Annotated in this window: 15 protein-coding genes; 4 read left to right on the top strand and 11 right to left on the bottom strand. The window is 36.0% G+C overall.

Annotation, left to right across the window (positions count from 1 at the left end; all coding sequences use genetic code 11):
• Positions 1-53: 53 nt before the first annotated feature.
• Both Q360_RS23385 and Q360_RS27215 read right to left on the bottom strand, forming a co-directional pair.
• Positions 54-614: a thiol reductase thioredoxin gene (locus Q360_RS23385; RefSeq protein ID WP_036196044.1), complete on the bottom strand. Its 561-nt coding sequence runs from the start codon at positions 612-614 to the stop codon at positions 54-56.
• A gap of 108 nt (positions 615-722) precedes the next feature.
• Positions 723-1,658: a helix-turn-helix domain-containing protein gene (locus Q360_RS27215; protein WP_051554738.1), complete on the bottom strand. Its 936-nt coding sequence runs from the start codon at positions 1,656-1,658 to the stop codon at positions 723-725.
• Positions 1,659-1,865: 207 nt separating this feature from the next.
• On the opposite strand from Q360_RS27215, the gene Q360_RS25325 reads away from it, so the two are divergent.
• Positions 1,866-2,021: a YqaE/Pmp3 family membrane protein gene (locus Q360_RS25325; RefSeq protein WP_084273452.1), complete on the top strand. Its 156-nt coding sequence runs from the start codon at positions 1,866-1,868 to the stop codon at positions 2,019-2,021.
• A 95-nt stretch (positions 2,022-2,116) separates the two neighbouring features.
• Positions 2,117-2,833: a lipoyl(octanoyl) transferase LipB gene (gene lipB, locus Q360_RS0114010; protein ID WP_027077654.1), complete on the top strand. Its 717-nt coding sequence runs from the start codon at positions 2,117-2,119 to the stop codon at positions 2,831-2,833.
• A gap of 176 nt (positions 2,834-3,009) precedes the next feature.
• Here the strand turns inward: lipB and Q360_RS24780 are convergent, their stop codons facing one another.
• The 6 genes from Q360_RS24780 to Q360_RS0113975 form a co-directional block, all read right to left on the bottom strand.
• Complete coding sequence (locus Q360_RS24780) at positions 3,010-3,885, bottom strand: ICP22 family protein (protein WP_084273451.1); 876 nt, start codon at positions 3,883-3,885, stop codon at positions 3,010-3,012.
• A gap of 120 nt (positions 3,886-4,005) precedes the next feature.
• On the bottom strand, positions 4,006-4,725 hold the full coding sequence (locus tag Q360_RS0113995; RefSeq protein WP_027077651.1) for a collagen-like protein: 720 nt from the start codon (positions 4,723-4,725) through the stop codon (positions 4,006-4,008).
• Positions 4,726-4,812: 87 nt separating this feature from the next.
• A complete protein-coding gene (locus Q360_RS0113990; protein WP_027077650.1) occupies positions 4,813-5,649 on the bottom strand; it encodes a hypothetical protein in 837 nt (278 codons plus the stop codon).
• A 118-nt stretch (positions 5,650-5,767) separates the two neighbouring features.
• Positions 5,768-6,346, bottom strand: a complete 579-nt coding sequence (locus tag Q360_RS0113985) for a hypothetical protein (protein ID WP_027077649.1) — start codon at positions 6,344-6,346, stop codon at positions 5,768-5,770.
• 27 nt (positions 6,347-6,373) lie between these two features.
• Positions 6,374-7,021, bottom strand: coding sequence for a hypothetical protein (locus Q360_RS0113980; RefSeq protein WP_027077648.1), 648 nt, complete (start codon positions 7,019-7,021; stop codon positions 6,374-6,376).
• A gap of 30 nt (positions 7,022-7,051) precedes the next feature.
• Positions 7,052-7,648 carry a hypothetical protein gene (locus Q360_RS0113975; protein WP_156950125.1) on the bottom strand — a complete coding sequence of 199 codons (597 nt, stop codon included), beginning with the start codon at positions 7,646-7,648 and terminating at the stop codon, positions 7,052-7,054.
• Between the two features lie 110 nt (positions 7,649-7,758).
• Here Q360_RS0113975 and Q360_RS0113970 point away from each other — a divergent pair, with 110 nt between their 5' ends.
• On the top strand, positions 7,759-8,331 hold the full coding sequence (locus Q360_RS0113970) for an RNA polymerase sigma factor (protein WP_027077646.1): 573 nt from the start codon (positions 7,759-7,761) through the stop codon (positions 8,329-8,331).
• The gene (locus Q360_RS0113965) at positions 8,331-9,062 is read left to right on the top strand and encodes a tetratricopeptide repeat protein (protein ID WP_027077645.1); all 732 of its coding nucleotides are present in this window, start codon (positions 8,331-8,333) and stop codon (positions 9,060-9,062) included. The genes Q360_RS0113970 and Q360_RS0113965 overlap by 1 nt, the downstream gene beginning before the upstream one ends.
• On the opposite strand, the gene Q360_RS23370 is transcribed toward Q360_RS0113965, so the two are convergent.
• The 3 genes from Q360_RS23370 to Q360_RS0113950 all read right to left on the bottom strand — a co-directional run bounded on the left by Q360_RS23370 (position 9,042) and on the right by Q360_RS0113950 (position 13,594).
• Positions 9,042-11,843, bottom strand: coding sequence for a CHAT domain-containing protein (locus tag Q360_RS23370; protein WP_051554737.1), 2,802 nt, complete (start codon positions 11,841-11,843; stop codon positions 9,042-9,044). The two genes, Q360_RS0113965 and Q360_RS23370, sit on opposite strands and share 21 nt — an antisense overlap.
• 183 nt (positions 11,844-12,026) lie before the next feature.
• A complete protein-coding gene (locus Q360_RS0113955; RefSeq protein ID WP_156950123.1) occupies positions 12,027-12,620 on the bottom strand; it encodes a hypothetical protein in 594 nt (197 codons plus the stop codon).
• A gap of 407 nt (positions 12,621-13,027) precedes the next feature.
• Positions 13,028-13,594 (bottom strand): hypothetical protein, encoded by a 567-nt coding sequence (locus tag Q360_RS0113950; protein ID WP_027077643.1) that lies wholly within the window; start codon positions 13,592-13,594, stop codon positions 13,028-13,030.
• Positions 13,595-13,676: the final 82 nt, after the last annotated feature.

The raw sequence follows: 13,676 nt of genomic DNA, 5'->3' as shown, positions 1-13,676 counted from the left end.
ATGGCCTAATCTCTTAACGGGACGACATAAAAATAGGAGACTGTTGTTTTACTTCAATCAAAGTGCATGGATTTTGCCTTATGGGCTATATACCCCTCTGTTTTTAGTATTTTTCGCAAGTCTTCTTCTAACGTGGTGTTTGGGGATTCTATGATTCTATTTACTTCCCTTCCGTTTTTATAAAGAATAAATGTGGGTACTCGTAAAATTTGTAATCCCCACTCTTCGCCTGTTGGGCTTTGTTTGTACTTTCCTTTCCTTCTGTCTAAGGCTACTATTTTCAAATGGTCATCAGGAAAGTTCGCAGTCTCTAAAATTTTAAGAAATTTAGGAACTTCCCTTCTGCTATCCCCACACCATGTGCCAAGAAATGCTAAAATCTGATAGCCCTGCAACTCCTCTTTTATGTTTGAAATAATAATTTTGTTGGGAGTATAGTTGTTGAAATTTGAGGAATACCACGGTGCATAAACTGGTAGTGACAACCCTTCTTTGGTTATTTCTCCTACTAGAAATTTCTGACCGTTATCCAGACTGATTTCTTGGTTGGTATTTTGAGATTTAAGAGTTGTGCAAAGGATGATGCTCATTAAAAGCAGAAACATGGTTTTCATAATCTTAATTTTTAGAATTGAAAACCGAAGTTGCATTAATACTACGCCTTGTTAGTAGCATTGGAGGTGTAAATAGGGACTAGACCGGGGGTGGATTTTGTTTCTTTATTAGTAAAACATATTTTTCACATCGGCTCTAGAGTCCACCTTCAACTTTTTGTAGATATTGTTGATGTGTGTTTTTACAGTGCTAAGACTGATAAACAATTCAGTAGCGATTTCTTTATTGGTTTTATCTTTTCTGATGGCGCTTAGAATGGTTAATTCTTGAGGGGTCAAATGTTGCAGTGCTTTTTTTTCAACCTTTCGTTTCTTCAATTGTAACCCGTAATAGCCTGTAAGACAAAAAAGAAACAAACCTCCTCCGTACCAAAAGTAGCTTAATTGAGACGCTTTTGACACTGTTAAAACAGGGGTTTGTATGGATGTTTCGGCGTTGCGTTCTTGTATATATTGTAGGGTAAAATTTCTATTTGGGTAGGTAGCTATTAATCTGTTTTCTAAGGCCAGATAATACTTATTTTTTTTTAAGTCTTTTAGAAAGTAGGAGTAGGTTTCGTTCTTTCTGTCGGATAAGAAGTCATACACATAGAGCTCCACCAAAGGTTCATGTACCTCCTCGCCGTACTCTTGTAGTTTTTGAAACCATTTTTTTAAATTTAAAGATATACTAGCGTCACTGTTATGCCCTATGAAATCCAAAATCATGTCTTCTTTTAATCCGTCAATTTCTAATAAAAGACCAGAAGCAGCGTTATTAGAAACGATATCACAGAAGGATTGCTTGTTTTGCAACAAAGGAAACAAAATCGTATCCCCTTTTTTTGCAATAAACAAAACGCTTCTGCTGTTGCTACAATCTCTAAAGAAATGGCTACCCCCTGTAGTGTTATCGTTACAACCATCAGTATGAATTCGGTACATGTTGTTTTGTTCCAATAGGTTATCACCCTCGAAAATAAAATATCCGCTAACATCTGCTTGGGTTTCCATCAAGATTTGGTCAGCATACACACGAGACGATTTTCTGTAGTTTTCTATCATCGAAAGGTATACTGTTTTATTTTGAGTATTTGGCTGTATTTGACCACTAAAGGAATACTGTCCGAAACAGCTGATGGTGCCAATTAGAAAGAAGATGAAGACGCGTAAGGAGACCACTTAATTTGATTTACTTATAAATTTAAACGATTTTGTAACAATACCGCTACTTTTGCGACATATAAGTACATCAATCAAAATCACAAATCAATGAGTTTTTTAAGAGTTTTATTGGCTATTATCTTTCCACCACTTTCCGTTATCGGTAAAGGCTGTGGGTCTATAGTTATCGTTTTTCTTTTAACCTTGTGTGGCTGGGTACCGGGAGTTATAGCTGCTTTGGTTATATTAAATAATCCTAACTAAAGTTATCGCCAAAGGAGGGAATAAATCAACCTAGCTGCAGCTGTCAGGTTTTCAAAACTTAAAAGTTGTAAATAGACTTTGGTATCTTTGCACAGATGAACAAGAATATCAATCTACAAGATTTAGGACTAAAGGACTATAAAGAAACTTGGGACTACCAAGAGCTACTTTTTAAACAGACCGTAGACATAAAGATTAAAAACCGTAGGGAGGAAGCTGGATTGGAAACCCCAAACCACTTTTTGTTTGTGGAGCACCCCCACGTATTTACTTTAGGTAAAAGTGGTGAATTGTCTAATCTGCTTGTGGACGAAAAGCAACTTGCCGCAAAAGGAGCCAAATTTTATAAGATAAATAGGGGAGGTGATATCACCTATCATGGTCCAGGCCAAATTGTTGGTTATCCGATATTAGATTTAGACAATTTCTTTACGGACATTCATAAATATTTACGTCTTTTAGAAGAAATGGTAATCTTGACCTTGGGAGAATACGGTTTAAAAGCCGAACGCTCTGAAGGTCAGACAGGTGTTTGGTTAGATGTAGGCACTCCCTTTGCCCGTAAAATTTGCGCTCTGGGCGTACGTGCTTCCCGTTGGGTAACGATGCACGGTTTCGCGCTAAATATAAACTCCGATTTAGGCTATTTTGATTTAATGGTGCCCTGTGGTATTAAAGATAAGGCTGTAACTTCCTTGAATGTGGAACTCGGAAAAGTAGAAGTGAATATGGATGAGGTCAAACAAAAGCTTTTAAGTCATTTTGAGACCTTATTCAAAGCGACTGTTATAAATGTTAAAACCTCGGTTTGAGACGAGGTTTTTACTAAATTTTTCGAATCGTATTTGGTGCTAAATCTAAAAGCTATATGTGAGACCCATATATTAGATAAATTTCAGTGACATTTTTAGAAATAGCTATTATCGTTTTAAGGTATTTTAGAAGTATAATATGTTGATTAGAAAAATCCTCTATTTGGCATCATAGCTTAGTGTGCTAGCTCAAAATGATTCATTACGTCTTCATAAGACATTTTCTTGAAGTCAGGACTATTGTTTTTTGAATTTGTTACACTTGGGATAATTACATATCTAAATCGGATGCCCCTATTATATGCAGGTCCACTAGGGTTCCACAGATATTCACCTGCTATTAAATCTGAATTAAATTTTCTTATCGAAACGTAGAGTCTGCGCGACGCATGGTTAATACTAGTTTCCACAGTCTTACTAATAACACCGGTAGCTAAATAATTTTTAGGGAGCAATGTTATCTCTACATCATTGTCATAATAAACTAAGAATACCCCTTCCATCATTATGTTTTGGCTTATACGGTCTGCAAGTACTAAAGACTTATACCGTGCATTGTTCACACTATAAGAATCCTCTGTAGGCTCCAACCAGTCTGACGCTATTACATTAGTATTGCCATCTTCCCCATCCGTTCCGTCCTCGCCATCCGTTCCGTCCACGCCATCACTTCCGTTTGTGCCATTTGTTCCATCCTCGCCGTTTGCCCCATCTACACCATCACTTCCGTTTGTACCATTTGTTCCATCCTCGCCGTTTGCCCCATCTACACCATCACTTCCGTTTGTCCCATTTGTTCCATCCTCGCCGTTTGCCCCATCTACACCATCACTTCCGTTTGTGCCATTTGTTCCATCCTCGCCGTTTGCCCCATCTACACCATCACTTCCGGTTGTTCCGTTTTCACCATCCGTACCTGGCAACCCTTGTTCGCTTTGCATGCCAGCATCACCTATGACCCTATCTATACTGTCATCTGCCGAACATGACACTGCTAATACTGTCGCAAAGATCACAAAAATTAGTTTTGATTTTAGAATTATATTTTTCATTTTTTTTATTTTAGTAGAAGCTCTTGCTTTCTCTTTTATGATTTTTTACAAAAAGGTTAACATCGGTACTAACAATAATCAAGGGTAGCGCCTGGATTATTGTTAGTACCTATTTAACCATTAATAATCCAACCCCAAATAATCCATTACATCCTTATAGCTACTAATGTATATATTGTCTCTTTGCACTTGCTCTAATGACGGACTATCATTTTTACCAGCAAGGCTCGAAGGAGCTATAAGTACATATCTTACCTCAAGGTTAGTTGGTGGAGTGGGGCGAGCTATCTTATCGTTCACTATGGCGAAAGCCACGTATTCGCCAAGCATCATGGAATCATGAACTTCATATTGCTTACCCAAACTTATAAACGGAACCGATGAAGCAGCTACCGTAACGCTGCTAAATCTCACATAACTCAACAAAGCATAAGAGTCGATTACTGTTTGTGTGATATTTGCATCTGAAAGCTCAAAACGAGCTTCATCGTTACCATCCCAAGTACTTGAAAAGTTTAGGCTTGTCCAATCGGAAGCAATAACATTGGCATTACCATCAGCACCGTTTGTTCCATTAGCACCGGCAACGCCATCAATTCCGTTTGTACCCACTGTGCCAGTTTCACCAGTTGCCCCTGTTTCTCCTTGATTTCCTTGTGGACCCGGAACACCCAAAGCTTCACCGTCTTCACCCGTGGGCCCCTCTGGTCCTGTAGTGCCTTGTTCACCTGTTGCTCCAGCGGGTCCAATTGGCCCCTGTATTCCTTCTTTTTCGCATGAGCAAAATGTGATCAGTAAGGCGAATAATACGTGTGATAAAAATGTAAGTCTTATTTTCATAATTATAGTTTTTTAAAGAATATGTGTTGTTCTCCTTTATATTAAAGGTTTGAAACGTTTTAATTTGCTTTTAGGAACTCAGAATTTTTAGCTTTTTGTTGGTGGAAACGCTACTGTCTCGTTAATTTCATTAGCTTCCGTAACGGTAATGTTAGTATTTAAAGTTGTAGTGTTCGCATCTTCAGAAAACTCAATGTTAAAAGTTACATCCTTGTTATACCCTAGACCAGTTGCGCCCGATAAAGGTATATTTAGCCTTATTATTTCTCCTGAATTTTCTGTTGCTGTAATTGATAATTCTGCAGCTCGCACTGGTAAACGTATGTTCCAATAAGCACCTTCAAAAGAAAAAAGTTGAGTATAATATTTACTAATAAGAGAATTAGGCGAAAAAGTGTAGTGTATGGCAGAATACGAAATTGTGATTTCTGCGCTAATATCTGGGTATTTTGTAACTACTTTAGGGCTAAAGTTAACAGCGTAGAATATACCATCAAGCTGTAGCGCTACAGCTAGTGTTTCATTTTCATTCTCTTCTACTTCAAAAAATGCATCGGCTACATAATTACCGGAGCGAATTACAATATTGTAAGAATTTGGAGATATCCTCATTGGCCATGTTAAATCCGAATAAGGAGTAGCATCAAATAAAACAATGTTAGCACCGCTGTTTCGTGTTCGGATAGTTACTGTAGCATTTTCTAATAATGTTTCTATTGCAGGTGCAGGTTGTTTTCCTGTAATCTTTATTACATCTTTAATTGTGGGATTGATAGTAATACTACCTAAAAACTCTTGTTCAACTGATATAGTTTCTTCAAAAACCATTACATCATCTAGTTGATCATCGCAGCTAATACATAGCAGTATGCCAAAAAGAAGCTTTAGTGTGGTTTTAAAAAATGTAATTTTTAAGTTTTTCATAATTTGTATTATTATGAGTATTCCTTTTATGTTTAAACCAAGAAAAGGTTAACATCGAGAAATGAAAAGACCAAGTTTTTATACTCGGTCTTTGGTATTACTTAATTAAATAGTGCAGCTAAAGAATACAGCTGTTTGGAATGAGTGCTATGCTTACGCCAAAGACAATCCCGTCTACTTCATAATCTCCTGTTATTAAGATTCCATGTGGTTTATACTGCACTGACACGTTTTTTAAGTTAAAAGTTCTAAGCTGCGATTCAGGAATCTTCCAGGTTAACTTCACTTGGTTTTTGTCAACCTTTTTTTTGTCGTTTCGTTGAGGGTATATCAATACCTCAAAATTATTTCCAAAATTCCTATTGAACCTTTTATCACTTCTGAGCAACAAGCCATTAGATCGCAAATATTCTCGTTCTACCTTTACATATTTTGTAGAAGCATAATGTGTATCTATTGCCTTTACAGGCGTAGCTTTTTTAGGTGGCATTATGGCTGTTAAACTGAGGTTTATGGTGTAGCATAGTTTGCCAGATGTAATATGCTTTTTGATGGTCTCTAAATTAAGATTCCCGTCATAGTTGGCTAGATTAACTGTTCCTTTTGGGGGGATTTTCACGTTTTCATTTCGTATTTGTGCGAAAGAAATTGTTGTGGCTGTCAATATTAAAGCGAGTGCTGAAGTTAATTTTTTCATGTTTTCTGTTTTAAATTAGTAAAGAATTTAGTCGAACCAGATCTTGTTGACGATAAAGTTTAATCCTTGCTTGCCTTGTGATAGAAATTGAACTTTCATATAATCTACATCTTTGATGGTAAATTTATTATCAACCTCTGAGTTGTCCTGAATTTTGATAAATTCGTTTAATGGTATTTTTAGAACAAAAGGCCTACTGCTGCCGTTTGGTGCAACGCTACCTTGAAATAGTTCTGTAGTTCTATTTCTTCCCCTCCACAAACCTCTGTTAGGCCCATTTGAGAATAAACTAACATACACCCGGCCAAAGTTACTTTTTACATCATATTGGATATTAAGGTTCTTGTATTTACTAAGGTCAAGATTCATTTTTTCAGTGGAATCGTATCCATAACGCAGTTCTACTACCCCTGTAATACCGCACCCTATACTAGACACCAGTTTTCCTTTTGCTATTTGTGCAAGGAATAGTTGGTTCTCTGGATTATCCTTTATTTTAATTACTACCGTACGTTTTTTGTTAAGTACCCTGTTTCCCGTTTGTTTAAATTCTTTTTCACCTGGGGTTTTAACATTGACCTGTCGCATTGCTGCTGTTGAGAAATCGTCTACTACCAATTGGGCATTTAAGGCCAAGGTTGCAAAAACTAGGAGTGTTGTTAAAATTGTTTTCATGTTTTCTATATTTAAAAATTTATAATTTATTTATTCGAACCAGATTTTATTGATGGCCATATTACAGCCGGTCTTGCTTCTAGAATCGAATTGTAATCTGATATAGTCGATATCGGAATAGGTGAATTTATCTCCGGTAGGTTTTATTTCAGAAAAGGGAATGGTGAACACGAAGGTTCCTTCCCGTGCGGGCACATGCTTACCATACGCAGCATACGTTGTGCCAGTGAAAAGATTTAGGTTTATTCCATTGATTGTGCTCTTGGCCTCAAATTCTACCTTCAAAGATTTGTACTTACTTAGATCAAGATTCAAAGGAGCGTTTCCCTTTTTACCCACACCGTAGTTTACATAAGTAGTACCTCTAATGTCATAGGCATAGCTCAGCACAAGCAGCCCTTTCTTAATGCTTAATTGCATATTTTGCTTGTAGAGGTTTTGGTTTACTTTGGAATAAATTTGACGGTACTTGCCAACAATGGCACTGCCAGACAAAAGGGTTCTATCCCCCGTCATACCTACGTAGGTTAATTTGTCTACCGGGCCTGTCGTAAAATCGTCTACGACTAATTGGGCATTCATGCTACATGCCAGTATACATAGTAGCGAAGTGATAATGATTTTCATCAGATTTATATGTTTTAGTTACACTTTTTAATGAACTTATTTTGAAAAGGTTAACATGGCTAATAATGTTTTACCTTTAGATGTTAACTTTTAGGTACCAACTACATTAAATGGAAAGGCAAACAGACCAATCACTTTTTGAGGCATTGAAAGAAGGTTCCGAGATTGCCTTTAAAAAAGTATATGAGGATAACAGGGATTTATTCTTAAATTTCGCTAAGCGCTATGATCTTGGTGATGATGAAATATTGGATGTATATCAAGATACTTATGTAGCACTTTATGAGAATATTGAAAACGGAAAGTGTACTGAACTAAAAAGCTCCTTGAGTACTTATCTCATCAGTATTGGCAAATACAAGATTATGGAGCGATTGCGAAAGAACAACAAGAAAATCAATAATGAATTTATATTGAGTAGTGTAGTTGATGTAGATATTGAAATAGAAGATTTTGATATTGTTTACGAAGTACTATCCCCAGAGCAAAAATTATTAAAACAGTATTTTGAAAGACTGGGTGATAAATGTAAGCGTATATTAACTTTGTTCTATTACAAACAATACAATATTAATCAGATAATGGTGGCAGGTGGTTATAATAGTGAAAATGTGGTGAAAAGTCAAAAATCGAGATGTCTTAAAACATTAAAGGAAGCCATTAAAAATGACCCCAGTACGTGATGGAAAAAGAAAACTTAATAGATAAATACTTTGCAGGTTCGCTGTCACTTGAAGAGCAGGTTCTCTTTGAAAATTTTTTAAAAGTAGATTCTGATTTTAAGATTCAATTTGAATTGGAAAAGAATGTTAAGGCGGCTGTTAAAGGTAGTGAGCGCGAAATATTAAAGAGAAAACTGCAAGGCTTTGAAGAAGGGCGTTCGGTAAGTTCCAAAACAAAAAATACTTTTTGGATACCCTTGCGCATTGCGGCAAGTATTGTAATTCTGCTTAGCGCCAGTTGGTTCCTCTTTAATTTCGGTTTTTTAGCTACCACGGATACGTTGTATGACGCAAATTACGAGCAATATCCGAACACCGTATATACGATTACCCGAGGAGAAAGCAATGATACTTCTATAGAACGTAAGGCTTTTGAAGCTTATGAAAGTGGTGAGTATCAAATAGCAATCGATTATTTGAAAAAATTGAAAACTGAAACAGGTCTCGATTATGTCGATTTTTATCTAGGGCAATCCTATTTAGCTAATGGCGACACTCAAGAAGCCATTGATACATTTGAAAAAATTGGTTTGATAAATAGTGATTATCGTGCTGAAGCTTTGTGGTACCAGGCGCTCGCTTACTTAAAATTAGAGCAAAATGAAAAATCGATAACATTGCTCAACATCCTTTTAAAGGAAGGAACTTATAAGATGAATGCGGCTACCAACTTACTTGACAAGCTGGAGTAGGCGTTTTCTGCCAAGAAAAATAAAAAGTACTATAATGCTTGCAAAAATATACCACTGCCAATTTTTAGATGTAACCAGTGCTTTCGTATTTCCTTGAATAAGATATCCAGACCAATAGTAGGGATGAGAAAGACCGTTCTCTCTATTTTTTTCTAAAAACCAACGTTTTGCTTCTCTAAGCGCCTCATCTTTTGTTTTGCCGTCGGCGAGGTTCTTATAAAAACGTCCCATAATCACAGATGAAGAATTATCATTCACTTTCCAAAGCGTACTTGCAATGCTAGACGCTCCGCTATAAAAGAATCCTCGGGCCAAACTTAAAAAACCCTCACCTCTTTTTAATTCTCCAATACCACTTTCGCAAGCGCTTAAGGCTACTAAGCTTGCATTTAGCGTAAGATTGTACAGGTCCTTTACAAAAAGTTGATTTTCCAAATTGGATTTAGGTGTAAATGCCAAATAGGAGTTCTCTGGATTTTCATCATCGAAAACTGCATGCGTAGCTAAATGGAGTACCGAATAATCCGAAATTGATGCTTTGAAATTTTGTAGTGTGGCTTCATTACCAATAAAGGAATCACCCTTAAAAGAAGCTAAAATTTGCGCTACTTCTTCTCTGTTATGCGGTAATTTACCCAAGGTTACAGCCCTCTTGTCATCTGACTGGGCGTTTGGACTAAAACTTGGTGCAAAGGCTAGAAGTTTAGTTTCCAATTGTTCGGTACTGTTCAATCGCGACCAAAGTGTTGCCGAGTTGACATAACTGATTGCTCTGTCTTCAACAAAGTAGCGGTTCTTATTTAGATTGGTGACCAAACTCCCAAAAGGAATATAATTTAGAAGTCCGTCAGGAACAATAATCACTTTTTCCTGCGGAAACACATCTAGCACAGGCGCCAATAGTTCTAGGTATAGGGAATGACTTACACTGGAAAGGGAATCCTGATTTGATTTTGAATCGGAAAGCATACGGTGAAGGCTTTTGATTTTAGCTTCCAATTCTGTTGAAATCGGGATTTTTTCAAAATACTGCTGATGTCTGCTTGCTGCAAGAGTATAGCTATTTTCATTCCCATAGAAATAAGAAATCAATAGTTCATTGTCGGTTAGTTTTTCTTGTATTTCAGGCAGGGATAAAACATGACTGCCATATTTAAGATTAAAATAAGCGGGATAGTTGGTTTCAATATCCACCATCAGATTGCGATGTTCCTGTCTTAAGTCAAAAAGCTCGTCTTTCAGAAATACATCTGGAGTATCGGAGGATGTCAATTTTCTTTCGGTACGGGTTATCGCTGATTTTAGCTCATTTTCTCGTTCTAGTATATCCTTGGGAATATTTGCGAATTTTGTTGCCTGTGAGGACAATAGAGCTTCTAATAATAATACGGATTTGCTCTTTTCTGCATAACGGAACGCTTCATTTATATAGTGCTCGTTCTCAGATGATCGATATAAGTTATACGTTGTTTCCAAACCTGATTCAAAGATTGGATAGGCATTATCGATTAGAAAAACTTTATCCTTATCGTTTTTAAAAGACGGTTTCAACAGATCTATTGTAGTGATAGCCGTTTCAATAACATTTAGATTTCTATGATAATTTTCAAGGGTTGGCTTAGCGTTCAAGGCCAAGGATTTTTGTTTAAGTATTCTAATAAACTCTTGTTTTTTAATAACATACTTTGGCACGGGATTGTCCTCAAGATTATTTGAAGTAAACACCTTGGATATATTTTTTAGACCATCTTGGTAATAGGATAACGCGCTGTCATTTTTTTTTTGTTTGGCCAACAAATTTCCAAGCTTCAAACTTATAAGTGGTTTATTGACTTGGTCGGCAAGACCTAAAGCCTCTAAAAATAAATACTGCGCATCATCAAATTTCTCTTCCATCCCTTTAATGTCACCAGAGGTCGTAAGATATCTATGCACGAAATGTTTTGGAATTTGGTACGAATGTGTTTTTGCAATAAAATAGTTTGCGCTATCCAATTGGTTAAGTTCACCATATACTTTTGACAAAAGAAGACCTGTAGAGACTATACTGTTTTTATTATCTGGAGTATAGTTGGCGACATTATGTAAAAAACTGCGTCGCCAAAGCTCTTTCGCCTCTTGGTATTTTTTCTGCCGGTATAGGGAATTAGCGTATAGATTAAAAACCTTGTAAAGGTTATCTTTATCCTCTGGTATATACTTTTCCAACAAGCGTATGTTTTTCTGATAGTAGTCGTCCGAAGTCTTAAATCGGTGTTGTACGGAATTCATTTTAGCGATATAACTGTAGGCCGTAGATAGAAAACCAACATCATCTGGGTTTTCTGAAAAATCTGTCTTTTGTGTAATGTTCTTTTCTATTTTTTGAAAAGATTCCTGTGCAAGAGTATAATTTTCTAGCTTATTGTGATAATTACCTGTGTTGTAATAAAGGTAGTTTTTTTGAAAATCACCCTTGTCTGGAAGAGTATCGAGTACACCCTTATGCTCTTTAATGAGTCTGTCTATGGTTTCTATTGTTTCATTTAAGGTATTCATATCATAATGATAGCCCGCGGATTCACACAGGTAGTTTAGATTGTCAATAGCGGTTATGAAGTCTCCCTGTGCCGTAGAAAGGGCATAAATTCTATTATAGTAGTAATAAGTGGAATCTTGATCGGTATAGAAATGGGTGTCCGCTTTGTTCTCTAAGTGTCGTATTACCTCTTTATAATCTTGTGCGTAGGTAAAGCTAACTAAGAGCATACCTATGCAGAAAATAACTTTATGTAATACCATACCCTAAAAGTATAAGTTTAAAATTACACTTGCCCAATTAAAGGCAGATGAATTAATTTTAACTGCTTGAAAATCAAATTTTTGCAATAAATTTATTAATGATGTTTTATTGAATCTAAAGAAAGCAAAGTATCATAAGAAAACCTCCGAGTGGGAGGTTTTCTTATGATATAAAAAAATAAGTTACTTTATTTCTGAAGCTACTGAGAAAGCTGTTTCAACCTTACCCATAGTTTCAATAACCTTTATTTGAATAGCACCTCTGTATTCCGGGTTCTTAAAAATAAGAACTACATAATCCAAGGGTACTTCCAAACCTGTTAATTGCTCAAGATTACCCTCGGTTTGTGCTATTATATTTTGATTTTCGTCGTAAATAATCATTTGAAGTTTAGCTAAACCTGCACGTTGGGTTAGGTATTGTACGCCTAGCCATTTTATGCAGCTTTGAGGATTGGGGCATGGAGGGAGCGGTGGTCTTCTTTTAAATACCGATTTCCGAAATTCGGCTAGATCGCTTAATGTACTTTGTGTTTCCTCTAATTCATCATTCAATAAGTCAAACTTTTCTTTTTCCTTATCAGGGTCGGTCTGCTTAAGCTCAATGTTTAATTGTGTCACGATAGTTTGCAGATGCGCGCTCTTTAAATCATCTGTATACACATAGTTGCTTTCAGTTAAAATCCTGTCTTTATCATTCGGGTGTCCATAAAAATCTTTGATACAGGAAGATAAAATCATAACTGTAAAAAGAGATTGTATTATTTTTATTCTCATAATTAATAGTTTAAGGGTTCAGTTATTATATCGTATTTCAATGTTCCTTAGATCAGTTAAAATTTATATAGTGCTGTCTATTATAAAAGTAAATTGTTACCTACGTCCTCCAAGTAAATTATGTGTCAAAGACTATAAAGTATGTGTCATTGCATCAAAGCAGCTTTCGGTATGCTCAAATAGAACTATGAATACGTGTAAAATCTTAAAAAAATGCCTTATTGCTTAACCACTTATAGTTTAATTTCTCCCGATGCTTGTAGCGTATTTTTTCTTTCTTGTCCCAAGTAGTGGGGAGGATCCCCCCTTTTATTCTATAAATACTGGGAAATATCTCGTTTGCTTACATCGATTTAATTCAGTAAGAAGGCACACAAATAAAATTTCGTTAAATGCTTCTTACGTTTTTAAATAAGCTTGCCTCTGTGTGAAATGACGATAGTATAATACACCGTTTTTGTTCCATTGGATTGCGAACCTGTAAGAAAATATCCGAATCGTTCCTTTGTTATTTTGGCATTGGATAGCTCCACTACGGATTGAGCCCACGTATGAAATTGCATTCTTATTTTAATACTTTTCCCAGCCGAGGAAAGAGTTATACTTTCTACTGTCTTTTTACTTTGAAAATTATTTCGGTCGTTAAAAGCTGTTTTTACGTTCTTAATACTAACGCTTCCATTTTTTATCATATTTAAGGGCCCCGAGCCAAATGTGGTAAACGCTTTTTCTATACTTCTATCTTTCTTTACAGTGGTAGAGCTAATATGAGCGTTAAAAATATACCCATCATTAATTTTTGAGACTAAGCGATCTAATTCAGCGTTTCCATAGTCTATTTCTTTATTTGGTTCTGGTGTGTTTAGATGTACAATTTTCTCTGCGGCCTGGCCAAAATTAAATGTGAATAATGCCAAAGCCATTAATGTGAATAGTTTCTTTGCAATTGTGTTTGTTTTGTTGTAGAGTTTCATAATTTTTGTTTTAATTATTTATCGTTTTCAATTGATGTTTTAAAACATAAAAGGTTAACATAATTCAGGAATTAATAATCAA

The sequence above is a fragment of the Maribacter antarcticus DSM 21422 genome (assembly GCF_000621125.1).
Lineage (GTDB): Bacteria > Bacteroidota > Bacteroidia > Flavobacteriales > Flavobacteriaceae > Maribacter > Maribacter antarcticus.
This window is presented reverse-complemented; position numbering and strand designations above follow the sequence as displayed.

What these genes read in the sequence shown, in the direction of transcription:
- Q360_RS23385 (WP_036196044.1), bottom strand. Translation starts at nt 614, where the DNA reads ATGAAAACCATGTTTCTGCTTTTAATGAGCATCATCCTTTGCACAACT.
- Q360_RS0113990 (WP_027077650.1), bottom strand. Translation starts at nt 5,649, where the DNA reads ATGAAAAACTTAAAAATTACATTTTTTAAAACCACACTAAAGCTTCTT.
- Q360_RS0113980 (WP_027077648.1), bottom strand. Translation starts at nt 7,021, where the DNA reads ATGAAAACAATTTTAACAACACTCCTAGTTTTTGCAACCTTGGCCTTA.
- Q360_RS0113970 (WP_027077646.1), top strand. Translation starts at nt 7,759, where the DNA reads ATGGAAAGGCAAACAGACCAATCACTTTTTGAGGCATTGAAAGAAGGT.
- Q360_RS0113995 (WP_027077651.1), bottom strand. Translation starts at nt 4,725, where the DNA reads ATGAAAATAAGACTTACATTTTTATCACACGTATTATTCGCCTTACTG.
- Q360_RS0113985 (WP_027077649.1), bottom strand. Translation starts at nt 6,346, where the DNA reads ATGAAAAAATTAACTTCAGCACTCGCTTTAATATTGACAGCCACAACA.
- lipB (WP_027077654.1), top strand. Translation starts at nt 2,117, where the DNA reads ATGAACAAGAATATCAATCTACAAGATTTAGGACTAAAGGACTATAAA.
- Q360_RS0113975 (WP_156950125.1), bottom strand. Translation starts at nt 7,648, where the DNA reads ATGAAAATCATTATCACTTCGCTACTATGTATACTGGCATGTAGCATG.
- Q360_RS0113955 (WP_156950123.1), bottom strand. Translation starts at nt 12,620, where the DNA reads ATGAGAATAAAAATAATACAATCTCTTTTTACAGTTATGATTTTATCT.
- Q360_RS0113965 (WP_027077645.1), top strand. Translation starts at nt 8,331, where the DNA reads ATGGAAAAAGAAAACTTAATAGATAAATACTTTGCAGGTTCGCTGTCA.
- Q360_RS23370 (WP_051554737.1), bottom strand. Translation starts at nt 11,843, where the DNA reads ATGGTATTACATAAAGTTATTTTCTGCATAGGTATGCTCTTAGTTAGC.
- Q360_RS24780 (WP_084273451.1), bottom strand. Translation starts at nt 3,885, where the DNA reads ATGAAAAATATAATTCTAAAATCAAAACTAATTTTTGTGATCTTTGCG.
- Q360_RS27215 (WP_051554738.1), bottom strand. Translation starts at nt 1,658, where the DNA reads ATGATAGAAAACTACAGAAAATCGTCTCGTGTGTATGCTGACCAAATC.
- Q360_RS0113950 (WP_027077643.1), bottom strand. Translation starts at nt 13,594, where the DNA reads ATGAAACTCTACAACAAAACAAACACAATTGCAAAGAAACTATTCACA.
- Q360_RS25325 (WP_084273452.1), top strand. Translation starts at nt 1,866, where the DNA reads ATGAGTTTTTTAAGAGTTTTATTGGCTATTATCTTTCCACCACTTTCC.